The sequence below is a fragment of the Streptomyces sp. NPDC058650 genome (assembly GCF_042717315.1).
Lineage (GTDB): Bacteria > Actinomycetota > Actinomycetes > Streptomycetales > Streptomycetaceae > Streptomyces.
The window spans coordinates 103432-129051 of the sequence record NZ_JBHXRL010000025.1 but is presented as its reverse complement, the minus strand read 5'-3'; the positions used below and the strand labels follow the sequence as shown (position 1 = coordinate 129051).

14 protein-coding genes and 2 pseudogenes are annotated in these 25620 nt (G+C 71.6%); 11 read left to right on the top strand and 5 right to left on the bottom strand.

Annotated elements, in window-relative coordinates; translation table 11 throughout:
- The first annotated feature begins 41 nt into the window (after positions 1 to 41).
- The 4 genes and pseudogenes from recN to ACFWWU_RS32580 all read left to right on the top strand — a co-directional run bounded on the left by recN (position 42) and on the right by ACFWWU_RS32580 (position 7097).
- Complete coding sequence (gene recN, locus ACFWWU_RS32595) at positions 42 to 1784, top strand: DNA repair protein RecN (RefSeq protein ID WP_384151132.1); 1743 nt, start codon at positions 42 to 44, stop codon at positions 1782 to 1784.
- Positions 1781 to 2546, top strand: a pseudogene (locus ACFWWU_RS32590) (hypothetical protein). The gene recN and the pseudogene ACFWWU_RS32590 overlap by 4 nt, the downstream one beginning before the upstream one ends.
- 108 nt (positions 2547 to 2654) lie before the next feature.
- A complete protein-coding gene (locus tag ACFWWU_RS32585) occupies positions 2655 to 3806 on the top strand; it encodes a glycosyltransferase family 4 protein (RefSeq protein ID WP_384151129.1) in 1152 nt (383 codons plus the stop codon).
- A gap of 166 nt (positions 3807 to 3972) precedes the next feature.
- A pseudogene (locus ACFWWU_RS32580) lies at positions 3973 to 7097 on the top strand (Tn3 family transposase).
- A gap of 30 nt (positions 7098 to 7127) precedes the next feature.
- Here ACFWWU_RS32580 and ACFWWU_RS32575 read toward each other — a convergent pair.
- Entirely contained in the window at positions 7128 to 7619 is a 492-nt protein-coding gene (locus ACFWWU_RS32575) for a hypothetical protein (protein ID WP_384151126.1), read from the bottom strand.
- A gap of 710 nt (positions 7620 to 8329) precedes the next feature.
- On the bottom strand, positions 8330 to 8986 hold the full coding sequence (locus ACFWWU_RS32570) for a hypothetical protein (protein ID WP_384151123.1): 657 nt from the start codon (positions 8984 to 8986) through the stop codon (positions 8330 to 8332).
- Between the two features lie 509 nt (positions 8987 to 9495).
- Between ACFWWU_RS32570 and ACFWWU_RS32565 the strand changes: the two genes are divergently transcribed.
- Positions 9496 to 10503, top strand: coding sequence for a recombinase family protein (locus ACFWWU_RS32565; protein ID WP_384151120.1), 1008 nt, complete (start codon positions 9496 to 9498; stop codon positions 10501 to 10503).
- Between the two features lie 508 nt (positions 10504 to 11011).
- On the opposite strand, the gene ACFWWU_RS32560 is transcribed toward ACFWWU_RS32565, so the two are convergent.
- Entirely contained in the window at positions 11012 to 12634 is a 1623-nt protein-coding gene (locus ACFWWU_RS32560; protein WP_384151117.1) for a PucR family transcriptional regulator, read from the bottom strand.
- 162 nt (positions 12635 to 12796) lie between these two features.
- Between ACFWWU_RS32560 and ACFWWU_RS32555 the strand changes: the two genes are divergently transcribed.
- The gene (locus ACFWWU_RS32555; protein ID WP_384151114.1) at positions 12797 to 14311 is read left to right on the top strand and encodes an APC family permease; all 1515 of its coding nucleotides are present in this window, start codon (positions 12797 to 12799) and stop codon (positions 14309 to 14311) included.
- Positions 14312 to 14380: 69 nt separating this feature from the next.
- A complete protein-coding gene (locus ACFWWU_RS32550; protein WP_384151111.1) occupies positions 14381 to 16033 on the top strand; it encodes a flavin monoamine oxidase family protein in 1653 nt (550 codons plus the stop codon).
- Positions 16034 to 16036: 3 nt separating this feature from the next.
- Here ACFWWU_RS32550 and ACFWWU_RS32545 read toward each other — a convergent pair whose 3' ends face one another.
- Both ACFWWU_RS32545 and ACFWWU_RS32540 read right to left on the bottom strand, forming a co-directional pair.
- Positions 16037 to 17425 (bottom strand): FAD-binding oxidoreductase, encoded by a 1389-nt coding sequence (locus ACFWWU_RS32545; RefSeq protein ID WP_384151108.1) that lies wholly within the window; start codon positions 17423 to 17425, stop codon positions 16037 to 16039.
- 69 nt (positions 17426 to 17494) lie between these two features.
- Positions 17495 to 19297, bottom strand: a complete 1803-nt coding sequence (locus tag ACFWWU_RS32540) for a glycoside hydrolase family 15 protein (protein ID WP_384151105.1) — start codon at positions 19295 to 19297, stop codon at positions 17495 to 17497.
- Positions 19298 to 19798: 501 nt separating this feature from the next.
- Between ACFWWU_RS32540 and ACFWWU_RS32535 the strand changes: the two genes are divergently transcribed.
- From ACFWWU_RS32535 to ald, 4 genes are all read left to right on the top strand, one after another.
- On the top strand, positions 19799 to 21457 hold the full coding sequence (locus tag ACFWWU_RS32535; protein WP_384151102.1) for a CTP synthase: 1659 nt from the start codon (positions 19799 to 19801) through the stop codon (positions 21455 to 21457).
- A 77-nt stretch (positions 21458 to 21534) separates the two neighbouring features.
- On the top strand, positions 21535 to 22161 hold the full coding sequence (locus tag ACFWWU_RS32530) for an NUDIX domain-containing protein (protein WP_384151099.1): 627 nt from the start codon (positions 21535 to 21537) through the stop codon (positions 22159 to 22161).
- A 144-nt stretch (positions 22162 to 22305) separates the two neighbouring features.
- Complete coding sequence (locus tag ACFWWU_RS32525) at positions 22306 to 24291, top strand: tetratricopeptide repeat protein (protein ID WP_384151096.1); 1986 nt, start codon at positions 22306 to 22308, stop codon at positions 24289 to 24291.
- Positions 24292 to 24440: 149 nt separating this feature from the next.
- Complete coding sequence (gene ald, locus ACFWWU_RS32520) at positions 24441 to 25556, top strand: alanine dehydrogenase (RefSeq protein ID WP_384151093.1); 1116 nt, start codon at positions 24441 to 24443, stop codon at positions 25554 to 25556.
- Positions 25557 to 25620: the final 64 nt, after the last annotated feature.

Here is a 25620-nt window from a genome sequence, read left to right as displayed (position 1 = left end):
TACGCCCGGGGCGATGTCGCATCGGACCAGAGAAACCTCGTATGGTCTGGGGCGTGCTGGAGGAGATGCGGATACGGTCGCTCGGGGTCATCGACGACGCGGTGGTCGAGCTGTCGCCCGGCTTCACCGCGGTGACCGGTGAGACCGGCGCGGGCAAGACCATGGTCGTGACCAGTCTGGGCCTGCTGCTCGGTGGACGGGCCGACCCGGCTCTGGTGCGGATCGGCGCGGCCTCGGCCGTCGTCGAGGGACGGATCAGCGTGCCCCCGGGCGCGCCGGCCGCCGTACGCGCGGAGGAGGCCGGGGCGGAGCTCGACGAGGGCGTGCTCCTCGTCAGCCGCACCATCTCGGCCGAAGGACGCTCACGGGCCCACCTCGGCGGGCGCTCCGTGCCCGTCGGGCTGCTCGCCGAGCTCGCCGACGACCTCGTCGCCGTCCACGGCCAGACCGACCAGCAGGGCCTGCTCAAGCCCGCCCGGCAGCGCGGCGCGCTCGACCGGTACGCGGGCGAGGCCGTCGCCGTGCCACTCGCCGCATACGGCGAGGCGTACAAGCGGCTGCGGGCCGTCACGGGCGAGCTGGAGGAGATCACCACCCGGGCCCGGGAACGGGCCCAGGAGGCCGATCTGTTGCGCTTCGGGCTCACCGAGATCGAGGCCGTCGCCCCGCGCGCCGGGGAGGACGTCGAACTCGCCGCCGAGGCGGAGCGGCTCGGGCACGCCGAGGCCCTCGCCTCCGCGGCCGCGCTCGCGCACGGCGCGCTCGCGGGCAACCCCGAGGACCCCGAGGCCGTCGACGCGACGACCCTCGTCGCGGGCGCGGGCCGGGCCCTGGAGGCCGTACGGTCGCACGACGCGGCGCTCGCCTCGCTCGCCGACCGGATGGGGGAGATCTCCATCCTGCTCGGGGACGTCGCCGGGGAGCTCGCCGGATACGCCGACGACCTGGACGCCGACCCGCTGCGGCTCGCCGCCGTCGAGGAGCGGCGCGCGGCCCTCACCCAGCTCACCCGGAAGTACGGCCAGGACATCACGGCCGTCCTCGCCTGGGCCGAGGACGGCGCGGCCCGGCTCGGCGAGCTGGACGGCGACGACGACCGCGTCGAGGAACTGACCGCGGAGCGGGACCGGCTGCGCGACGAACTGTCCGTCCTCGCCCAGGGGCTCACCGACGCCCGCACGGAGACGGCCGACCGGTTCGCCGGGGCGGTCACCGCCGAGCTCGCCTCGCTCGCCATGCCGCACGCGCGCGTGTCCTTCGACATCAGCCAGACCGAGGACCCCGAGGGTGTCGAGGTCGGCGGCCGGCGCGTCGCGTACGGCCCGTCCGGGGCCGACGAGGTCGAGCTGCTGCTCGCCCCGCACCCCGGCGCGCCGCCGCGGCCGATCGCCAAGGGCGCGTCCGGCGGTGAGCTGTCGCGCGTGATGCTCGCGGTGGAGGTCGTCTTCGCGGGGACCGACCCCGTGCCCACGTACCTCTTCGACGAGGTCGACGCGGGCGTCGGCGGCAAGGCGGCCGTGGAGATCGGGCGGCGGCTCGCCAAGCTCGCCAAGACCGCGCAGGTCGTCGTCGTGACCCACCTTCCGCAGGTCGCCGCCTTTGCCGATCGGCAGCTGCTCGTCGAGAAGACCAACGACGGCTCCGTGACCCGGTCCGGTGTCACCGTCCTGGAGGGCGAGGAGCGCGTGCGGGAGCTGTCCCGGATGCTCGCCGGCCAGGAGGACTCCGAGACGGCCAGGGCGCACGCGGAGGAGCTGCTCGCGACGGCCCGGGCGGACGCGTGAGGCGTCTCGTCTCCTTCGGGGTCGCCGCAGGGTGACCCGGGCGGTGTACGGGGGGCTGCGGGGGCTGTGGGTGGTTGCGCGTCGGTCGTCGGGTGGCGCGGGTGAGCTGCGTGGTGCGCGGTGGACGCGGGTCAACCACGCCGGGCGGAGCGTCGGCCTGTACGCCGGGGCCGCGACCGCTCTCGGGGCGGCGGCCGCCAGCGGCAGTGGGCCCGTGGCGTTCGCCGTGCCGGCGGCGGGGGCGTGCGGGGCGTACGACGATGTGAAGGGTGATCACCGACACGGGCTCCGGGCGCACTTGGCGGCGTTGCGGGACGGCGAGGTGACCAGCGGGACCGTCAAGCTCCTCGGCATCGCGCTGCCTCGCCGGCGGCCGGGGCACTGCTCAAGGAACGGCCCGTGGACACGGTCCTGGCCGGGGTCGTCATCGCCCGGCAGCGCCCACCTGGCCCTGGTGACCCTCGTGGACGTACGGCCGGGGCGGGCGGGCCTGACCGTGCTCGCGCTCGGCGCGCCCGGGCTGCTGCGCGGGTCGCTCTCCGCCCTCCCCCGATGGGGGCAGCGTCGGCGGTACTCGGCGAGGCCCTCGGGGAGCGCACCATGCTCGGTGACACCGGGGCGCACGCCCTCGGCGCGGCCGTCGGTGGCGCGATCGCCGCGGGGAACGGGTGGTTGGGGCTCGCCTCGCACGCGGTGGGGCTGGTCGCCGCCGCGGTGTGGGGGGAGCGCGAGGCCGCCTCGGGCGCTCGTCCACGTGGGTGAACCCTGGGGCGGGCCGGGGCGGCGGACGCCCTCCGTGCAAGGGAACGACGCCACTTCGGTGCCGGAACGTGCGTACGGTCGGCGGTACGGGCTGGCATCCTTGGGCGCGTGACACAGCTCCGTACGGTCCAAGTGCTGGGCGGCGGCAGCGCGGGCAGCAGCTCCCACGTCCGATCACTCGCCTCGGGGCTTGTGGCGAGGGGCGTGCGGGTGACCGTGTGCGCCCCGGCGGAACTCGACCGTCTCTACGACTACCTCGGCGCGGGCGCGCACTTCGTGCCCCTGCCGCGCCTCGGGGACCCCGCGACCGTCACCGCGCTCCGTAACGCCTGCATCGGCGCGGACGTGGTCCACGCGCACGGGTTGCAGGCCTCCGTGCGGGCCGCGCTCGCGCTGTCGGCGCCGTGCGGGGAGCGGGCTTCCGGCGGTGGGCCGGTGTCCGGTGGGCCGGCCCTCGGCGGGCCGGCGTCCGGTGGGGGGCGTACGCCGCTCGTCACGACCTGGCACAGCCGGAACCACCTCGACGGGGCGCGGGGCGGGGTGCAGCGGCTCCTGGAGCGGAGGACCGTACGGGCCGCGTCCGTCGTCCTCGGTACGTCGTCCGAACTCGTCGACCGGGCCCGGCGGCGGGGGGCGCGGGACGCCCGGCTCGCGCCCGTGACGGTGCCGGCCGCGCGGGGGCCCGTCTGTCTTCACGACGGCAAGGCCCGTGCCGAACTGGGCGCGGTCGAACGGCCCTTGCTGATGGCCGTCGGGGCGCTCGAACGAGGGCGGGGGTACGGGACGCTGCTCGACGCGGCGCGCGCGTGGCGGGACCTCGATCCGCAGCCGCTGCTCGTCATCGCGGGCGAGGGGCGCGAACGGGCCGCGCTGCAGCGGCGGATCACCGCGGAGGGGCTCGCGGTGCGGCTGATCGGGCGGCGCGACGACGTGGCGGAGCTGCTGGCCGCGGCGGACGTCGCGGTCCTCCCGTCGCGCCGGGAGGCCCGCTCCCTGCTCGCGCAGGAGGCGCTGCGGCTCGGCGTGCCGCTGGTCGCGACGGCGGTCGGCGGGGTGCCGGAACTGGTCGGGGACGCGGCGGAACTGGTGCCGTACGGGGACGCGGCGGCGCTCGCGGGGGCGGTGCGGGGGCTGCTGGAGGACGCGGACCGGCGGATGGACCTGGCGGCGGCGGGGCGGGTGCAGGCGGGGACGTGGCCGACGGAGGACGAGACGGTGGCGCATGTGCTGAGCGTGTACGACGAGTTGGCGGGGCGCTGACGGGGTGGCGGGGTGGGGTGTTTCCCCCACCCCGGCCTCGGGGAACATCGGTACAGCGGTTAACGCTAAGCCGGTGATCATGAGCTGTTAGCACAGGTGATCAGCCTGGTTACGGGGTTCGCCGGAAGATCGTTGAGCGGCTGCGGGCGTCGTTAGCGTCAGGTCCATGCCAGTGGAGTTCTTGACCGACGAGCAGGCGGCTTCGTACGGGAAGTTCAATGAGGAGCCGACCCGGCCGGAGCTGGAGCGGTTCTTCTTCCTCGATGACGAGGACCGCGAGCTGATCGCGAAGCGCCGCGGTGACCACAGCCGGCTCGGGTTCGCGCTTCAGATGTGCACCGTGCGCTACATCGGCCGGTTCCTCCCCGACGATCCGCTCGATGTGCCGTGGGTGGTGGTGGAGTACCTCGCGGAGCAGCTTGGCATCGAGGACGCCAGTTGCGTGAAGCAGTACACCGAGCGCAAGCCGACGGCGTACGAGCACGCGTGGGAGATCCGCGACGCGTACGAGTACCACGAGTACGAGGATGCCCAGTGGGGGCGGAAGTTTCGTACGTTCTTGCACGGCCGGGCGTGGACGCATGCCGAGGGGCCGGTGGCGCTGTTCAACCAGGCGGTGGGCTGGCTGCGTCGGCACCGGGTGCTGCTGCCGGGGGTGTCGGTGCTGGCCCGGAAGGTGTCGGAGGTCCGGGCGGTCGCGGAGAAGCGGCTGCACGCCACCGTCGCGCGGGCCGCGCACCGCGCGGACACGGCGCTGCCCGGGGACCTGGTGGCCACCCTGGTGAGGCCGGAGGGGGCCCGGTTCTCGGAGCTGGAGCGGCTGGGCCGGCCGCCGACGCGGACGACGGGCACGGCGTTCGCCCGGTCGCTGGAGCGGGTCGATGAGATCGGGGCTTTCCAGCTGAGGCGGGTGCGGCTGTCGCAGGTTCCGCCGAACCGGCTGGCCGCGCTGGCGCGGTACGGGCTGGGGTCGAAGTCGTCGAGCCTGGAGCGGGCCGAGGAGCCTAAGCGCACGGCGATGCTGACCGCGGTGATGCGGCACCTGGAGGCAAAGGCCATCGACGAGGCCCTGGACCTGTTCCAGGTGCTGATGGCAACCCGGCTGATCAGTACGGCGAAGCGGAAGACGGAGAAGGAGCGTCTGTCGACGCTGCCGCAGCTGGAGAAGGCGTCACGGACGCTCGCACGGGCGGCGAAGGTGCTGTTCGAGGAGCTGGAGCTGGTCGAGACGCACGGCGCCGACATGGACACGGCTGCGTTGTGGGCGGCGGTCGAGGAGGTCGCGCCGCGGGCGGCGGTGATGAGCGCGGCCGCGTTGGTGGTTGCGCTGGTGCCCGAGGACGAGGGTTCGGGCGACGTCGCGATGCGGGCGGCGCTGACCACCCGCTAGAACACGGTGCGGCCGTTCCTGGCGCTGCTGGGCGAGTCGAAGGCGCTTGCGGCGGCGACCGGCGGGGCGCGGGTGCTGGCCGGGGTGAAGCGGCTGCCTGCTTTGGCGCGGCGGCGGGTGAAGGACAAGCCGCTGCTGCCGCGGGAGGTCGACGAGAAGCTGGTGCCGGCCGCGTGGCGCAAGGCGGTGTACGCGAACGCGGAGCTGCCGCAGGGGGCGGTGGACCGGGACGCGTACGTGGTGTGCGTGCTGGAGCAGCTGCACCGGGCCCTTCAGCGCCGGGACGTGTTCGCCTCTCCCTCGCACCGCTGGTCCGCCCGCGGGCCCGGCTCCTGGACGGGGCGGCGTGGGAGGCGGTGCGAGAGGACGTGCTGGCCGGGCTGAGCCTGGACATGCCCGTGACCGAGCACCTGGCGGATCTGGTGCGGGCCCTGGATGTGGGCTGGAAGCAGATGGCGGAGCGTCTTCAGTCGGCGGGCAAGGACGCGCGGGTGTCGCTGGATGTCCTGCCGAGCGGCCGGGTGAAGCTGAACGTGGCCAAGCTCGGCGCGGTCGGTGAGCCGAAGTCCCTGGCGTGGCTGCGGGGGCGGGTCGGGAAGATGCTCCCGAAGATCGACCTGCCTGACCTCTTGTTCGAGGTCCACTCCTGGACCGGGTTCCTGGACGCGTTCGTCCACCTTGGGGACGGCACCACCCGCATGAAGGACCTGGCCACCTCGGTGGTCGCGCTGCTGGTGTCGGAGGCGTGCAACATCGGCATGACCCCGGTCACCAACCCCGGCCAGGAGGCCCTCACCCGCGCCCGCCTGGTCCACGTCGACCAGTTCTATCTCCGGGGCGAGACGATCGCCGCGGCGAACGCGATGCTGATCGAGGCCCAGTCGAAGGTGCCGATCGTGCAGTTCTGGGGCGATGGTCTGCTGGCCTCGGTCGACGGCCTGCGGTTCGTTGTCCCGGTGCGGACGATCAACGCGGCGCCGTCCCCGAAGTACTTCGGGTTCAAGCGCGGCATTACCTGGCTCAACGCCGTGAACGACCAGGTCGCCGGGATCGGGCAGATGGTCGTCCCCGGCACCCCGCGCGACTCCCTGCACATCCTGGACGCGCTGCTGAACCTGGACGGCGGGCGCAAGCCGGAGATGGTGGCCACCGACCATGCCTCGTACTCCGACATCGTGTTCGGGATCTTCAAGATCCTGGGCTACAACTTCAGCCCCCGGTTCAAGGACCTGGACGACCAGCGGTTCTGGCGGGCCACGATGCCCGGCGTCCAGACGGGGACGTACGGCGTCCTGGAGCCGCTCGCGCGCAACCGGGTCAACCTGAAGAAGATCGAGATGTGGTGGCCGGACATGCTCCGCGTCGCCGGGTCCCTGGTCACCAACCAGGTCCGCGCCTACGACCTGCTGCGGATGTTCGGCCGCGAGGGCCACCCCACCCCGCTGGGGCAGGCATTCGCCGAGTACGGGCGGATCGGCAAGACCGAGCACCTGCTCCGGATGGTCGACCCGGTCGACGACACCTACCACCGGCAGATGAACCGCCAGCTCACCGTCCAGGAGTCCCGCCACAAGCTCGCCCGCGACGTGTGCCACGGCAAGCGCGGCACCATCCACCAGGCGTACCGCGACGGCATGGAGGACCAGCTCGGCGCGCTCGGCCTGGTCCTCAACGCCATCGTGCTGTGGACGACGAAGTACATCGACGCCGCTGTCGCCCAGCTCCGCGCCGAGGGCCAAGAAATCCGCGACGAGGACATCGCCCGGCTCTCCCCGCTCAAGCATGCGAACCTCAACGTCCTCGGCCGCTACAGCTTCACCGCCTCCACTCCAGCCGCCGGCGGCTTGCGGCCGCTACGGGACCCTGATGCGGTCGAGCTCGACGAGGACGACGACGGGTAGGGAGGGACAGACCCGGTCTCGTGTAGATGGCTAGTGCATCAGCTCGGAGTGGGGGTGCTCGGGCGCCGCAGGGCAGACGTAGAGCTGCTGGTCGTAGCCGCGGCCGATCTGGACGGCAGTGGGCTGGCTCCGTTCGTAGGGGTCGAAGCCTGGAAGTGATGCATCTTCCGGTTCCTGGTGCGCGAGCCAACTGCTGTCGTCGTTGTCCTCGTACGTGGCGATGGTGAGCAGGGCGTCCATGTCTCTGCCGCAGGCCGGGCAGGGCCGGGGGCCCGGGTCGGTGGTAGTCCACCGTGGCCAGCCGCCGACCTTCCAGCCGGGCGCGCCGGCCAATTCTTTGTCGTAGAACTCCTCCGGCCACGGAAGTTCTTCGCTGTCCATCTCCACGTTGGCGGCCTGCCACACGCTCAGGTTCCCCAGCTGCTCCTGCAGTTCCTTGCTCACCTCCAGGTGGTCGGGGTATTCGGTGACCTGCTCCGGGTGGAGCAGGCACGGCTCGGGCAGGTAGCTGTCGTACTGCATCGCGGGCGGTTCGGGGGGGCGTGGCGAGGATGTCGGTGACCGTGGCTGCCGACCGCCAGAACAGCGCGGTCTTGGGCATGATCGGGTGGTCGAAGGGGCACCACAGGACCTGGAGCAGGTCCATTCCTTCGGGTATGGGCAGATCGGGCACGTCCCGCTTGTACAGCTGCGCGACCGGCAGCATCGCGATGGAACCCTCATACGGACCGATCGCGACCTTCACGGGGTGTTTCCGAGGAGGGGTGATCCGCTCCAGGGTTTCTCGTTCCTGCTCGGTCAGGATCCGTCCGCGGGAGGCGGTAGTGATTCGCCGCTTTAGCCTCATGTCCGCCGGCGACGGGGCCAGGTCGTTCCCGTCCACCACATGAGGTCCCTCGCAGTGCGGCCACGGCTCGCCGGCGGGCCACAGCAGCGGTCCGCCGATGGAGCTGTCCTGCGGTGACGGGGTCCCCCGGCGGGGGTGCAGCCGGGTGGCCGTGCGGGCCAGCGGAGCGAGCTGAGGGAAGATCGCGGTGACGTCGTACGGTCGGGGAGGCGTCGTCGGAGTGCTGTTCATAGCCGCGATCTTGCCAAGTGACTCTGACAACGGAGCTCGGGGCAACTGTCCCTCAGGCGGTACATCCGGAACGGCCGTGTCCTCGTTTGGCTGAGTGGCCAGGCTATTGGAAGAGCCGCCTGCCCCAGCCGTCGCGGGGGGCTCCAGCACTGACTTATTGGATCAGGTCGGTATGTGTGTAGCACGTCGGGCAAACGTAGAGCTGCAGATGATTCGCGTCGGAGACCTGGATCCCGGGCGGGTTCGACACGGGGTCGTTGTCGAGCACGGCGATGGCTTGGTCCTCGTGCGGGGCCCAACCCCTTCTGTAGTCACGGCATTCGTCTGAGGCGATGGTCAGCAGCGGGTTCATCGCGGCGCCACAGTTGATGCAGAACCGGGCGATGGGATCGGTGAGGCCCCAAGGTGCCCATCCACCGACCTTCCAGCCGGGGGCCTCGGACAGCTCGTTCATGTAGAACTCTTGCGGAGCGGCCTCATAGCGATCGTCTATCTCGACTCCGGCCGCCTGCCACAGGCTCCAGTCGCTCAGCTGCTGCTGCAACCCCTCGCCCAACTCCAGAAAATTGGGGTACTCGGTGACTTGCTCCGGTGCGAGCACGCACGGCTCCGGCGTGTAGCCGTACTGCGCCTCGGTCGGTTTGGGCGGTGAGGCGAGGACGTGGGTGACGTCGGCGGCGGTTCGCCAGAACAGCTCGGTCGTAGGCTTGTGCTCCGGCGGGTGCTCTGAGGGACACCACAGCACCTGGAGCAGATCGGTCCGTCCGGGCGGCCGCAGCAAGGGCACGTCGCGCGTGTACAGCTGGGCCACTGGCAGAAGGGGGGAAACTGGACCCTCATGCCACTTGTCGCAGTACAGCCATGGCTGACTGGAGGGCCACAACAGCGGCCCGCCGACCGAACTCTCGTATGGGGACGGAGAGCCGGGGCGGGGATGCAGCCGGGTCGTCGTGCGGGCCAGCGGAGCGAGCTGAGGGAAGGCCGCGGCCACGTCGAACGGCCGTGGTGGAGTGGTACGGGTGACGTTCACAGCGGCGATACTGCCAGCAGTCTCTGACAATCGGCGTACGACAAGATCAGCCGCGGCTCCGCCCTCCCCTCCGAAGACCCCCACCACGTCAGCATCGGTACCCCGCTCCATCGCTCACCAGATCCAGCGCGATCCACTCGGGAGGTGAGGCATCAAGTCATTCTCATAAACGGTCATCTGTGAGAGTTCTGCGAGAGCCCCCGCAGTGATCACGTTTCCGCAGGTCGCTGCTCGCAAAAGTCCTCTCGAAACCGGCGTGTTGTGCGAGGCACTTCTGAGAGACTCCCGGCATGGATCTCACGCCCGATCGGGCCGCATTGGCGGTAGAGCGGCACGACTGCCCGAACTGTGACGTGCCCGCCGGCTCCGCCTGCCGCACCCGAGGTGGGAAGACCGCCGCGAAGTACCACACCCCCCGCTTCGTCCTAGTTCCCGCGCTCCGCGAGGAACTCGAAGTCCTCGTCCCCGCCGACCGCCACCCCGGCCACGCGTGGAAGCAGGGCCCAGCGCTCGCCATCGTGCCCGCGCCCCGAACCGAGCGGCCGGTCCGGATCGGGTACGCGAGGACGTCGACCGCGCGGCAGGAGTTGGCGAGCCAGCTCGAAGCCCTTCACCGGGCCCAGTGCCACAAGGTGTTCAAGGAGCAGATCAGCACCCGGGTGAGGATCCGGCCCGAGCTGGAGAAGGCGCTCGCCCTGGCCCACCAGTTCAAGGAAGCCACGCCGGAGACCCCGGTCATCCTCACGGTGCACGAGCTCAAGCGCCTCGCCAGGAACGCCGCCGAGCTGATGACGCTGTCCGCCGAGCTCCAGGCCGGCGGCATCCAGCTCGAACTCCTCACCGGGCCGCTCACCGGGATCTACGACCCCAACGGCATGGGCGCCATGTTCTTCGCCGTCCTCGCCGTGGCCGGGCAAATCGAGCGCAACTACATCCGGGAGAAGACCCTCGAAGGGCAGGTCATCGCCGCATCAAAGGGCAACCACGGCGGCCGGCCGAAGGTCATCGACGACGACATGCTCACCTTCGCCGTCGCGCTCAAGGACAAGGGCGTGCCCGTCCCCGACATCGCGAAGAAGCTCACCATCAAGACCGGGAAGAACGCGGGCAAGCACCCCTCGGTCGCCTCGCTCTACCGGGCCCTCGCGGAAGCAGAGGAAGCCGCGTCCGACGACGGCCTGCCGCGACGGCCCAAGCCTGTACGCATCCGCCGGCCCGGGGACCCGCTCACCGCCGAGGAGATCGACCTGCGCGAACGACTCCAGGCTCAGCCCCATCCGAACGCCAAGCTGCGGTAGCCCCACTCCTGACCTGCATCGGAACCCTTGATCAACGGCTTAGCGTTAACCGCTGTACCGATGTTCCCCGAGGCCGCACCCCGCCCCTTCCCGAAACTCTGACGAGACCGGGGGCTCCGCCCCCGACCCCCCGGGGCGACGGCCTCGCGCGGGCCGACAGGCGAACTTCGGGCTCTGCACCCGCCCGCTCGGCGGCGGCTTCGCGCCGTTCGGCGCTTGCCGGGCTCTTCGTCCGCGCCCTGGGCGGCGGTTTCGCGCCGGGTGGCGAGTTCCGGGTTTTGCGTCCGCGCCCTCGGCTTCGCGCCGGGTGGCGGGCTTCGGGCTCTGCGTCCGCGCCCTCGGCGGCGGCTTCGCGCCGGGTGGCGCGTGCCGGGTTTTGCGTCCGCGCCCTCGGCGCGCGCCGGGCGGCGAGTTCCGGGTTCGCCCCCCGCGGCCGTTTCGTGTCGAGCGGGGAGCTTCGGGCTTCGTGCCCGCCCCGCGGCAGCTTTGCGTCGGCTTGTTCGTGGTCTTACGTCGTGTGGCGGCGGGCTCTCAGGGCCAGGGAGAGGGCCAGCACCGTTTGGGGGTCGTCCAGGTCCGTGCCCAGGAGTTCGGAGATGCGGGCCAGACGGTTGTAGAGGGTCTGGCGGTTGAGGTGGAGTTCGCGGGCCGTCTCCGCCTTGCGGCCCGCGTGCGCCAGGTACGTCTCCAGGGTCGGGAGCAGCGGCGGGCGGGAGGTGCCGTCGTGGTCGCGGAGGGGGCCGATCGCGCGGTCCACGAACGCGGCCAGGTCAGGGTGGTCCCGTAGGCGCCAGAGGAGGAGGTCGATGTCGAGGCGGCGGGCGTCGTACCAGGGGCGGTCCGAGAGGCCCTGCGCGGCCGTCGCAGTCTCCGCCGCGTGCCGCAGACCCGCCGACGCCGCCGCCCAGCTTCCGGCGACGCCCACGACGACCACCGGCGGGTGGACGCCCGCGCGCTCCAGGCCGGCCCGCTCCACGCCCGCGCGGAGCGCCGCCGCGACCCGGTCCGCGACGGCCGTGCGCTCCGACTCCGAGCGCAGGCCCAGGAGGAGGGGGACACGTCCCTCCACCGGGCGGACGCCCAGAAGGACGGGGACGCCTACCGAGGAGAGTTCTTCGAGGACCGCTCGGGCCAGGAGGGCCCAGTTGCCCGACGGGGAGAGTTCCGAGGCCAGGCGCATGACCACCGGCAGCAGCGGGCCGTCGCCCGGTTTGAAGCCGAGGACCCGGGCCTGGGCGGGGGCGGCCTCCGCCGTGATCCGGCCCTCCGCCAGGTCCGTCAGGAAGTCGCCCCGGCCGCGTGCGGCCAGTTCCTCCTCCTGGCGCGCCTGCATGAGGACCACCGCGAGGATGCCCGCCGCCCGCTCGGCCGCCATCCGGTGGACGGGGGAGAGGGCGCCGGAGACCGCGAGAAGGACCAGGCGGGCCCGTACCGAGCCCGTACCGGGGCCGCCACCCGGCACGTCGACGAGCACCGTACCGGTGGGCGGGCCGGATTCGCGGGCCGCCCGCTGGCCGCGCAGCCCGTCCCACACCTGGAGCGGGTCGGCAGGGCCGGACTCGGTGCCCGCCGCGTACAGGAGCTGGCCGTCGGCGGTCTCCAGGAAGACCGGGTTCGCGGCGAAGTCGGACAGGATGCGCAGGACCTGCGGGATCCCGCCGCCGCCGAGCAAGGCCTCCGTGCACTGCCGATGGACCTCCTCGGCCTGGCGGAGGAGCGCGTAGTGGCCGTTGACGATCTCGGTGTGGATCTCCTCCGTGACGGCCACGAAGGGGACCTCGCGGTGGAGCTGGACGAGCGGCAGCCCCGCCGCCCGCGCGGTCTCCACTATCGTCGCCGGGAGGCGGGCGAAACGCGGGCCCAGTTCGACGACGAGCGCCGCGATGCCCCGGTCGGCGAGCCGGCGGACGAAGGCCCGTTGTTCGGCCGGGCGGGTGCCCAGGCCGAGGCCCGTCGTGAGGAGCAGTTCGCCGCCCTTGAGCAGCGACGCGATGTTCGGCACCTCGCCGGCGTGCACCCAGCGCACCGTCCGGTGCAGCCGGTCCGCGCCGGCGACGACCTCCGGGAGCCCGCCGCGCAGCCCCGGGAGTTCGAGTGCCCGCTGCACGGTGATCCCGCCCTGATTGTCCATGGGCCCGGACGCTACCCCGCGTCCGCGTTCCGGTGACATCACCCCACGGTTACGGGACCGGACACTTCGTACATCGGGGCGACAACTCGTCGCCCCATGGCGGGAATTGTGCGACCGCATGTCGATTGTGGCCTGCGTCACACGCGAGGATGCTCTCGCGCCATGGCAAAGAACTCCACCCCAGAGGTCCACCGGCTGAAGGCGAACTCCGTCGGTCTGGTCGGCGTCGTCTTCATGGCCGTGGCCACCGCGGCCCCGATCACCGCGATGACCGGTAACCTCCCCATCGCCGTCGGCTTCGGCAACGGCACCGGCGCACCCGCCGGCTATCTCTTCGCGACGCTCGTCCTGACCGTCTTCTCCGTCGGCTATGTCGCCATGGCCAAGCGGATCACGGCCGCGGGCGCCTTCTACGGCTACATCTCGCACGGTCTCGGCCGGATCGCCGGCATGGCCTCCGGCATGCTCGCGGTCCTCGCGTACATCGTCTTCGAGGCCTCGATCGTCGGCGTCTTCGCGTACTTCGCCAAGACGACGGTCGCCGATCAGCTCGGCGTCGACATTCCGTGGATCCTGTACGCGGCGGTCATGCTGGCCGTGACGGCGGTCCTCTCGTACTTCGACATCAACCTGACCGCCAAGGCCCTCGGCGTGATGCTCATCGCGGAGATCGCGGTCCTCTTCGCGGTCGCCACCGCCGTGCTGATCGCCGGCGGCGGACCCGACGGCATCCCGGTCGAGCCGATCAACCCCATGAACGCCTTCACCGGCACCTCGGCGGGGCTCGGACTCTTCTTCGCCTTCTGGTCCTGGGTCGGCTTCGAGTCGACCGCGATGTACGGGGAGGAGTCGCGCAACCCGAAGAAGGTCATCCCGCGCGCCACGCTGATCTCCGTCATCGGCGTCGGCCTCTTCTACATCTACGTGTCGTGGATGACGATCGCCGGAAACGGCCTCGCCGGGTCCGTGAAGCTGTCCGCCTCCGCCGCGCCGCTCGACCTGTTCTTCGCCCCCACCCAGTCCTTCATCGGCGCCTGGGCCGTCGACGCCTTCCAGTGGCTGCTGCTGACCGGCTCCTTCGCCTGCGGCATGGCCTTCCACCAGTGCGCCTCGCGCTACCTGTACGCCATCGGCCGCGAGGGCTTCCTCCACCCGGCGCTCGGCCGCACCCACGCCCGGTACGGCTCGCCGTACATCGCCTCCTACGTGCAGAGCGCGATCGCCGTCGGCCTCGTCGTCGCCTTCTGGCTCACCGGCCAGGACCCCTACATCCACCTCTACACGCTGCTCGCGATCCTCGGGACGATGGCGATCCTCATCGTCCAGACCCTCTGCTCCTTCGCCGTCATCGGCTACTTCCGCAAGAACCACCCCGAAGACCGGCACTGGTTCAGGACCCTCACCGCCCCGCTCCTCGGCGGCATCGGCATGATCGCCGTCGTCGTCCTGCTGGTCGTCAACATGGAGACCGCGGCCGGTCTCGCCGCCGACTCCCTCTTCTTCAAGGCGATCCCGTGGATCGTCGGCGTGGTCTTCTTCGGCGGCCTCGGCCTCGGCTTCTACCTCAAGGCCAAGCGGCCCGAGCGCTACGAGATCATCGGCCGGATCGTCCTGGAGGACGCGGCCGAGCGCCCCGCCGAGGAAGTCCTCGCTCCCGCCGCCGTAACCCAGAGCTGAATCCCCTCCCACCTCAGAGCTGTATCTCGTCGTACCGCAGAGCCGATCCCCTTCTCCCAGGAGCGCTCCATGGCACGCACCAACCCGATGCACCTCCTGAAGCGTCTCGCCGCCGAGCACGCCGACGCCCGGCGGCTGTCCCTACCCGTCGACGAACTCAGAGGCATGAGAGCCGACGCCCTCGGGCGCCGCTCCCTGCTCACCTACGCGGCCGCCGCCGGTGTCGCCGTCGGTGTCGCCGGGGCCGCCGGCCTGGGCGGGGCCGTTCCCGCCCGCGCCGCCACCCCGGACCCGCCCGTCAGGAGCACCGCCAGGGTCGCCGTCGTCGGGGCCGGGATATCCGGCCTCACCGCCGCGCTCACCCTCCAGGACGCCGGCCTGAGCCCCGTCCTCTACGAGGCCGACCCCTCGCGGGTCGGCGGCCGCATGTGGACCCAGCGCACGCACTGGGCGTACGGCCAGACCTCCGAGATCGGCGGCGAGCTGATCGACACCGGCCACAAGAAGATCCTGGAGCTCTGCCGCCGCTTCGACCTCGACGTCGAGGACTTCCTCGGCGGCGGACCCAACGGAGCCGAGGAGGTCCTCTGGTTCGACGGCGCCTACTACCCGCGCCACCAGGCCGACGAGGACTTCAACGGGGTCTACCAGGCCCTGCGCCGCGACCTCTCCGAGGCGGGCGAGGTCTTCTGGAACCAGACCACGTCCACCGGCACCGCCCTCGACAACCTGTCCGTGTACGAGTGGATCGAGACCCGCGTCCCCGGCGGCCACTCCTCGCCCCTCGGCAAGTTCATCGACGTCGCCTACAACGTCGAGTACGGCGCCGACACCACCGAACAGTCCTCGCTCGCCCTCGTCCTGCTCATGGGCTACCAGACCAATCCGGGCAACTTCAACATCTGGGGCCTGTCCAACGAGCGGTACCACATCGTCGGCGGCAACGATCAGCTCCCGAACGCCATCGCCGGGGCCCTCACCCCCGGCACCCTGCGCCGGGGCTGGTCCCTGACCGCCGTACGGGCCAACGCCGACGGCACGCAGACGCTGACCTTCACCGAGGCCGGCGCCACCCGGACCGTCACCGCCGACCACACGATCCTCTGTCTCCCGCTGCCGATCCTCAAGCAGCTCGACCTCACCCAGGCGGGCTTCGACCCGCTCATGCGGAACCTGCTGCGGGACGCCCGCATGGGCCACTGCACCAAGCTCAACATGCAGTTCGGCACCCGCCCCTGGCGCGGCACCGGCCCCTGGCCCGGGGTCTCCGCCGGAGACTGCTTCACCGACAGCGAGGTCCAGCAGACCTGGGACACCACCAAGGTCCAGGGCGGCACCGGCGGCATCCTCATCCAGTACGGCGGCGGCAGCCTGGCCAGGAACCTCAACCCGGCCGGGCCGTTCTCCACCGAGTCCGATCCGTACGTACGCGGCCTCGTCACCCGCTACCTCGCGGGCATCGACGCGTTCTTCCCCGGCACCTCCAGGGCGTACACGGGCCGGGCCCAGGTCTCCGCCTGGCACAAGAACCCGTACGTCCTCGGCGCGTACTCCTGTTGGCCCGTCGGCTACCTCCACAAGTACGCGGGGTACGAGGGCACGGCACAGGGGAACGTCCACATCGGCGGCGAGCACTGCAGCTACGACTTCCAGGGCTTCATGGAGGGCGGGGCCACGGAGGGCGAGCGGGCCGCCAAGGAGGTGATCGACGCCCTGAGGTGAGTCTCAGGCGGCCGGTGTGATGTTGTGGTTGAAGCGGAAGACGTTGTCGGGGTCGAAGGCGGCTTTGACCCGGGCCAGGCGCCGGTGGTTCTCGGCGCCGAAGCCCTCGACCACCCGCTGCTCGCCCTCGGAGCCGATGAAGTTCAGATACACCGCTCCGGTCGACCACGGCCTCGCATCGGCCCGCACGTCCCGGACCCACTGGATCGCCCGTTCGTCGTCGGCCGGGTCCGACCAGGTCGCGAAGGGATGGACGGCCCAGGGCGCGGAACGCCAGGGGATCGGGTGGTCGGCCGGCCCGGCCGCCACCGCGCCGCCCAGCGGGAACAGCACGTGCTGGCAGGAGGTGGGCGGCGGGATGCGCTCCGCGCGGGCGCAGTAGGCGTCCACCGCCGCGTCCGGCAACGTCTTCAGGTACTCCGCCGACCAGTAGTTCCGAAGGCCCGGGGGGTCGTCGAGCATGCACTGGAGATCCGCGTAGGCGATGTCCGTGACCATCTCGATCACGGGCTTCTGCGCGAACAGCGGCGCCGCGAGTTCGCGGACCTCGGCGACCGGACCGGCGTACGTGAACAGCGTCCCGCAGAGCAGCTCGCCGACGAGGTGTTCGGGGACGAACGGTTCGGGGGGCGCGGGCAAGTAGATGACCCCGCCGCCCACGTCGTCGGGGGCGGACGCCAGGAGATCGCGGAAGGTGCGCACCACTCCGGGGGCCGCCTCCGGCATGAAGAACAGCATCGCGATGCTCATCGCCGGCAGCTCGTGCAGCCGCAGCGTGAGCGAGGTCGCGACCCCGAAGTTCCCGCCGCCGCCGTGCAGCGCCCAGAAGAGCTCCGGGTTCCGCTCCGCGTCCGCGTGCACGTGCCTGCCCTCGGCCGTGATCAGCTCCGCCGCGAGGAGGTTGTCGCTCGCGAGGCCGAACTTCCGCTCCAGCCAGCCCGAACCGCCGCCCAGCGTGAACCCGCCGACCCCGGTCGTGGACACCCGGCCACCGGTCGTGGCCATCCGGAAGGGCTGGGTCGCGTGGTCGAGATGACTCATCGTCGCGCCGCCGTCGACCCGTACGGTCATGTGCTCGGGGTCGGCGACGACCGTGTGCATCCGGCGCAGGTCGACCACGAGGCCGTCGTCGACGACGGACGTGCCCGCGACACTGTGCCCGCCGCCGCGCACCGCGATGGGCAGACCCGTCCCACGGCCGAAGAGGATCGCGTTCGAGACGTCCTCCGCGGTCGCGCACTGGGCGATGACCGCCGGCCGGCGGTCGATCATCCCATTGTGGATCGCCCGGGCCTCGTCGTAACCGGGATCGCCGGGGACGAGCACCACACCGGCGAGATCCTCCCGGAGCCCGGTGAGCGCGGCCTGCGGGACGCTGTGCGGGGGAGCCATGGGAGGGCCCCCCTTTCCTCGGGGGGACAGGACCCTCTCAGCGTATTCCGGCGGGCCGCGCGCCGCGCCTCAGCCGCCGTACGCCCCGCTGGCCGTCAGGCGCAGCGCGGTGTCGATCAGCGGGACGTGGCTGAACGCCTGCGGGAAGTTGCCCACCTGGCGCTGGAGCCGCGGGTCCCACTCCTCGGCGAGCAGCCCGAGGTCGTTGCGGAGGGAGAGCAGTTTCTCGAAGAGCGTGCGGGCCTCGTCGACCCGGCCGATCATCGCCAGGTCGTCGGCGAGCCAGAACGAGCAGGCGAGGAACGCGCCCTCGTCGCCCTCCAGGCCGTCGACACCGGCCTCCTCGCCGGCCGTCGGGTAGCGCAGCACGAAGCCGTCCTCCGTGGACAGCTCCCGCTGGATCGCCTCGATCGTGCCGATGACCCGCTTGTCGTCCGGCGGCAGGAAGCCCATCTGCGGGATCAGCAGCAGCGAGGCGTCGAGCTCCTTGGAGCCGTACGACTGCGTGAACGTGTTCCGCTCCGGGTCGTAGCCCTTCTCGCAGACGTCCCGGTGGATCTCGTCGCGCAGCTCGCGCCAGCGCTCCAGCGGGCCGTCGGCGTCCCCGGACTCGATGAGCTTGATCGTGCGGTCGACGGCCACCCAGGCCATCACCTTGGAGTGGGTGAAGTGGCGGCGCGGGCCGCGGACCTCCCAGATGCCCTCGTCGGGCTGGTCCCAGTGCGTCTCCAGGTACCTGATCAGCTTCAGCTGGAGCAGCGAGGCGTAGTCGTTGCGGGAGAGCCCCGTCATGTGCGCGAGGTGGAGGGCCTCGGTGACCTCGCCGTAGACGTCCAGCTGGAGCTGGTTGGCGGCGCCGTTGCCGACCCGGACCGGGCCGGAGTTCTCGTACCCCGGGAGCCAGTCGAGCTCCGCTTCGCCGAGCTCCCGCTCGCCCGCGATGCCGTACATGATCTGGAGGTTCTCCGGGTCACCCGCGACCGCGCGGAGCAGCCAGTCCCGCCAGGCGCGGGCCTCCTCGCGGTAGCCGGTGCGCAGCATCGAGGAGAGGGTGATCGCCGCGTCCCGCAGCCAGGTGTAGCGGTAGTCCCAGTTGCGGACGCCACCGATCTCCTCGGGCAGCGAGGTGGTCGGCGCGGCCACGATCCCGCCGGTCGGCGCGTACGTCAGCGCCTTCAGGGTGATCAGTGAGCGGACGACGGCCTCCCGGTAGGGGCCGTGGTACGTGCAGTGCTCGACCCACTCGCGCCAGAAGTCGGCGGTGGCCTCCAACGATCCCTCCGGGTCCGGCAGCGCCGGAGGCTCCTTGTGGGAGGGCTGCCAGGAGAGCGTGAAGGTGATCCGGTCACCGGGGGAGACGGTGAACTCGGAGTACGTGGTGAGGTCCTCGCCGTGCGTCTCCGCGTCCGTGTCCAGCCACACCGAGTCGGGCCCGGCGACGGCGACGGTGCGCTCGCCGACCTTGTGGACCCAGGGCACGATCCGGCCGTAGCTGAAGCGCATCCGCAGCGCGGAGCGCATCGCGACCCGGCCGGAGACGCCCTCCACGACCCGGATGATCTGCGGGGCGCCGTCGCGCGGAGGCATGAAGTCCGTCACCCGGACCGTGCCGCGCGGGGTGTCCCACTCGGACTCCAGGATCAGCGAGTCGCCCCGGTAGCGGCGCCGGTCGGCCGGGGGCGGCTCGGCGTCCTCGGCCACGGTGGGACCCACCCGCCAGAATCCGTGTTCCTCGGTGCCGAGCAGTCCCGCGAAGACCGCGTGGGAGTCGAAGCGGGGGAGACACAGCCAGTCGACGCTGCCGTCCCGGCAGACCAGGGCGGCGGTCTGCATGTCTCCGATGAGTGCGTAATCCTCGATGCGCCCGGCCACGTGCTTCACTCCAGTCGAACGGCCACGTCCGCCCCGTGGGGCGCTTGCTCGAATGCGCCGGCTGGGTGTCAGCCGGGTCTGGTTGTCTCAGCGGTCAAGGGATCGTCGACGAGCTCTCGGGCCGGCCGAGGGGCGGGGTGGTGCCGCCGGCCGTTCTGCTCGGTGGGCAATGTCCGAGCAGAATACGTCGCACCCTAGTGACCCGGTGATCACGCGGGTAACGTCGCTGCTCCGATCGGGTGAACAGGCCCGTGACCCCGCCGATCACCCCGCCGCACGAATCCCGCCCCACCCCCTTCTGTCGCCGTCCGTGTACACCCGACTGCCGCGTGTGGCCGGAAGCGCCCTCCCGATGTCGCTGATACCCTGGTACCCCGTGGACCGGTGGGAAACGGCGACAGCCGAGGACCCCGAAACCGCAGCGACGGCACCCCCCGATTCTTCCGGAGGGGACGCCGGTACGCACCTCCAGAACGCGACCACGGGAGCCCCCTCTTGGCGATGCCGCCCAACACCACGACGACCAAGCACATCTTCGTCACCGGGGGTGTCGCCTCCTCCCTCGGCAAGGGACTGACCGCCTCCAGCCTGGGTGCGCTCCTCAAGGCCCGCGGCCTGCGGGTCACGATGCAGAAGCTCGACCCGTACCTGAACGTCGACCCGGGCACGATGAACCCGTTCCAGCACGGCGAGGTGTTCGTCACCAACGACGGCGCCGAGACCGACCTGGACATCGGCCACTACGAGCGCTTCCTCGACGTCGACCTCGACGGCTCGGCCAACGTCACCACCGGCCAGGTCTACTCGCAGGTCATCGCCAAGGAGCGGCGCGGCGAGTACCTGGGCGACACCGTGCAGGTCATCCCGCACATCACCAACGAGATCAAGTCCCGGATCCGCCGCATGGCGACGGACGACGTGGACGTCGTCATCACCGAGGTCGGCGGCACCGTCGGCGACATCGAGTCCCTGCCGTTCCTGGAGACCGTCCGCCAGGTCCGCCACGAGGTCGGCCGCGACAACGTCTTCGTGGTGCACATCTCGCTGCTGCCCTACATCGGCCCCTCCGGCGAGCTGAAGACCAAGCCGACCCAGCACTCGGTCGCCGCCCTGCGCAACATCGGTATCCAGCCGGACGCGATCGTCCTGCGCGCCGACCGCGAGGTCCCGACCGCCATCAAGCGCAAGATCTCGCTGATGTGCGACGTCGACGAGGCCGCGGTCGTCGCCGCCATCGACGCCAAGTCGATCTACGACATCCCGAAGGTCCTGCACACCGAGGGCCTGGACGCCTACGTCGTCCGCAAGCTCGACCTGCCGTTCCGCGACGTCGACTGGTCCACCTGGGACGACCTGCTGGACCGCGTGCACAACCCCGACCACGAGGTCACGGTCGCGCTCGTCGGCAAGTACATCGACCTGCCCGACGCCTACCTCTCGATCACCGAGGCCATGCGGGCCGGCGGCTTCGCCAACAAGGCCCGGGTCAAGGTCAAGTGGGTCACCTCCGACGACTGCAAGACGCCGGCCGGCGCCACGAAGCAGCTCGGCGACGTCGACGCGATCCTCATCCCCGGCGGCTTCGGCGACCGCGGTGTGAACGGCAAGATCGGCGCGATCCAGTACGCCCGTGAGAACAAGGTGCCGCTGCTCGGCATCTGCCTCGGCCTCCAGTGCATCGTCATCGAGGCCGCGCGGAACCTCGCGGACATCCCGGACGCCAACTCCACCGAGTTCGACCCGGCCACCGCGCACCCCGTCGTCTCCACGATGGAGGAGCAGCTCGCGTACGTCGAGGGCGCCGGCGACCTGGGCGGAACGATGCGCCTGGGCCTCTACCCGGCGAAGCTCGCCGAGGGCTCGATCGTCCGCGAGGTCTACGACGACCAGCCGTACGTGGACGAGCGCCACCGCCACCGCTACGAGGTGAACAACGCCTACCGCGCGGAGCTGGAGAAGAAGGCCGGCCTGGTCTTCTCCGGCACCTCCCCGGACAACAAGCTCGTGGAGTACGTCGAGTACCCGCGCGAGGTCCACCCCTACCTGGTCGCCACCCAGGCGCACCCGGAGCTCCGCTCCCGACCGACCCGCCCGCACCCGCTCTTCGCGGGCCTGGTCAAGGCTGCGGTCGAGCGCAAGACGGGCAAGCCGGCCAAGTAACCGCCGGGCGTTAACGTTGCCGGGGTACGGGTCCTCACGGACGCGTACCCCGGCTTTCGTATGTGGGAGGACAGCACATGGAGTTGCAGGACACCCCGGAGGAGTGGCGGGTCGTCGCGACGACGACCCCCTTCCAGGGCAAGAAGACCAGCGTCCGCACGGACGACGTGGTCATGCCGGACGGCACGGTCGCCCGCCGCGACTACCAGGTCCACCCCGGCTCGGTGGCCGTCCTGGCCCTGGACGAGCAGGACCGGGTCCTGCTGCTCAAGCAGTACCGGCATCCGGTGCGGCAGAAGCTGTGGGAGATCCCCGCGGGGCTGCTCGACGTGCCCGGCGAGAACCCGCTGCACGCCGCCCAGCGCGAGCTGTACGAGGAGGCCCACGTCAAGGCCGGGGACTGGCGGGTCCTGACCGACGTCTACACGACCCCCGGCGGCTGCGACGAGGCCGTACGGATCTTCCTCGCGCGGGACCTCGCGGAGGCGGAGGGCGAGCGCTTCGAGGTCTCCGAGGAGGAGGCCGACATGGAGCTCGCGCGGGTGCCGCTGGCGGAACTCGTGCGCGGGGTCCTCGCGGGCGAGCTGCACAACAACTGCCTGGTGGTGGGTGTCCTGTCGCTGGCCGCCGCGCGCGCGGGCGAAGGCGTCGAGGCGCTGCGCCCGGCGGAGGCGCCCTGGCCGGCCCGCCCGTTCGCGTCGTAGCGGTGTGACCATCGGCTGATCCGATCGGGGGATGTGCCCGCCGCGCTCCACCGGGTACGTGCCGCGCCCTGAACTACGCTCGGAATCACCCGTGCGGAGACCCCGCGGGATCGGCTCGTGCGCAGGTGGACGGGAGCGTGGCCCGTGACGGATCAGGCGGTGGCGGCGGCCGTGGGCCGGCGGTTCTTCGGCCGGCAGCGGGAGCTGAAGGCCCTGCGCGCCGACATCGAGCGGACCGGCCTCGACACCCTCACGGGTCGCAAGGCACCCCGGGCCCGGGTCCTGCTCGTCGCCGGCAAGCCCGGCTCCGGGCGTACCGCCCTCGCCGAGGAGCTGGCGGACGGGCTCGCCGACCGCTACCCCGACGGGGTGTTCCGCGCCCGGCTCACCGAGCCGGGCGGCGACCCCGTGCCCACCGCCCGCGTCGCCCAGGAACTCCTGGCCGCGCTCGGCGTGGCCGAGCCGCCCGGCGCCGGCGAGGACGAGCTGACCGAGCTGGTCCGCCACGCCCTCGCCGGGCGCCGGGCCGTCCTGATCCTCGACGACGCCGTCGACGCCGAGCAGGCCGACCCGCTGATCCCCGACGACCCCGACACCCTGGTCGTCGGGGTGTCGCGCGGGCCGCTCACCGGCATCCCCGACGTACGGCCCTGCACCCTCGGCGGACTCGACCCCAAGTCGGCCATCGAGCTGCTCACCGCCTTCACCGGTTCCGTCCGCATCACCGTCGACCCGCAGGCCGCCGAGAGCCTCGTCGAGGAGTGCGGGGGGATGCCCGGCGCGGTCGTCCTCGCCGGGGGCTGGCTCGCCGCCCGTCCCAAGGCCTCCGTCGCCGACCTCGCGAAGCAGCTGCGCGGGCTGAGCGGGGACCCGCTCACCAGGACCTTCCTGCTCGCCCACGAGGCGCTGCCCGCGACCGCCGCCCGGATACTGCGATTCCTCTCCCTGGCCCCGCTCGGCCGGGCCGACGCCCACACCGCCTCCGCCCTGGCCGGCTGCTCGGTCTCCGCGGCGGCCACCACCCTCGCCGACTTCGCCGCCCTGGGTCTCGTCTCCGGTGGTCAGGACGGGCAGTACGAGGTCCCCGGCCATCTCGTCCCCCTCCTTCGCGCTCAGCTGGAGGAGCGCGACCGGCCCGCCGAGGTGCAGCTCGCCCGGGCCCGGATGCTGGAGCGGACCGTACGGCTCCTCCAGTCGTGCCGTGCGGTCACCGAACCCGAGGGCTCGGCCGCCCGGCTGAAACTGGCCGGTCTGCCGCGCGCCCTGCGGTTCCCGAACCGGGACGCCGGGGCCGACTGGCTCCGCTCCCGGCAGCCCGTCCTGCTCGCCTCCGCCCGCCTCGCCGTCGCCGACGGGGAGCTCGACACCCTGGCCCGCCGGCTGATCGCCTCCCTGGTCAGGGCGCTGGCCGCGCACCGGGGCGCCGAGGCGGCGGCGCCCGAGCTGTACGGCCTCCACCAGCTGGTCCTGGACGTGGCCGAGCGGCGCGGACTGCACCGAGAGCGGGCGGCCGCCCTGCTGAACCTGGCCGATCTCGACGCGAAGACCGGACGGACGAAGGACGCTCTGCTGCGATATCGGTTGGCTTTGGATGCCGGAAGGGCAGCAAATGATCCGTATGCCACCGGTCGCGCAATGGAATCCGTAGGTGGCTCGTATCAGGAGCTGGGTGACTGGCAGCGGGCCGGCGACTGGTACGGGCGGGCGCTCGCCCAGCGCCTCGCCCGGGACGAGCGCCCCGACCAGGCCCGGCTGTACGGCCGCCTCGGCGCCGTGCAGACCTACGCGGGGCGGTACGGCGAGGCGCTGCGGCACTGGCGGGCCGCCGCGGCCGGCTACCGCAGGCTCGCCGATCTCCCCGGCCACGCGCGGGCGTTGAGCGAGGCGGCCCGGGTCCAGGAGTACGCGGGACGCCCCGAGGAGTCGCTGCGGACCTGCGAGGAGGCGGTGGAGTGGGCCCGGCGGGCGCAGGACACCCGGCTCCAGGCGGCGCTCCAGCTGCGGCTCGCCGACACCCTCGACCGGCTCGGCGACCCGGCCGCCGCCAGGCTGCACAGGGCCGCAGCCGAGCGATTGCTGGAAACGGAAGCCACAGCCTACGAAATCCGCAGTGGGTTCGAGAAAGATTAGTACTTTGAAAGGCTAGACACCGGGAACTCCTTCATTAGACTGGGTCCGCCGCGTTCGAACGTGGTCTGCCCCGGTGCGCCGCAGTGCATCCGGGTATATATCGCAGTACCCCAGTTGTCCCCCCTCAGATTCAAGGACCGTGATCGACGATGAAGGTCGGCATCCCCCGCGAGGTCAAGAACAACGAGTTCCGCGTGGCCATCACCCCTGCCGGTGTCCACGAGCTCGTCCGTAACGGCCACCAGGTCTTCATCGAGCAGAACGCCGGTGTCGGCTCCTCGATCACGGACGAGGAGTACGTCGCCGCCGGCGCCGAGATCCTCGCCACCGCCGACGAGGTCTGGGCCACCACCGACCTGCTGCTCAAGGTCAAGGAGCCCATCGCGGAGGAGTACCACCGCCTCCGCAAGGACCAGACCCTCTTCACGTACCTGCACCTCGCCGCCTCCCGCGAGTGCACGGACGCGCTGCTGGAGTCCGGCACCACCGCCATCGCCTACGAGACCGTCGAGACCGCGAACCGCGCCCTGCCGCTGCTCGCCCCGATGTCCGAGGTCGCGGGCCGCCTCGCCCCGCAGGTCGGCGCCTACCACCTGATGCGCTCGGTCGGCGGCCGTGGTGTCCTCCCCGGCGGCGTCCCCGGCACCCACGCCGGCGAGTGCGTCGTCATCGGCGGCGGCGTCTCCGGCTGGAACGCCACGCAGATCGCCGTCGGCATGGGCTTCCACGTGACCCTGCTCGACCGCGACATCAACAAGCTCCGTGAGGCCGACAAGATCTTCGGCACCAAGGTGAAGACGATCGTCTCCAACGCCTTCGAGCTGGAGAAGGCCGTCGTCGAGGCCGACCTCGTCATCGGCGCCGTCCTCATCCCGGGCGCCAAGGCCCCGAAGCTGGTCACGAACGAGCTCGTCGCCAAGATGAAGCCCGGAAGTGTCCTTGTCGACATTGCGATCGACCAGGGCGGTTGCTTCGAGGACTCCCACGCGACCACCCACGCCGAGCCGACCTTCCAGGTCCACAACTCGGTCTTCTACTGCGTCGCCAACATGCCGGGCGCGGTCCCGAACACCTCCACCTACGCGCTCACCAACGCCACGCTGCCCTACATCGTGTCGCTGGCGAACAACGGCTGGGTCGAGGCGCTGCGCCGCGACTCCGCGCTCGGCCTGGGTCTCAACACCCATGACGGCAAGGTGGTTTACAAGGAGGTCGCCGAGGCGCACGGCCTCGACCACGTCGAGCTGAGCACCCTCCTGGGCTGACCTTCGAGGCGCCGCCGTCAACCGGTGCCGTCAATGCCACACACCCGGCCGGACCTTGTTCGAC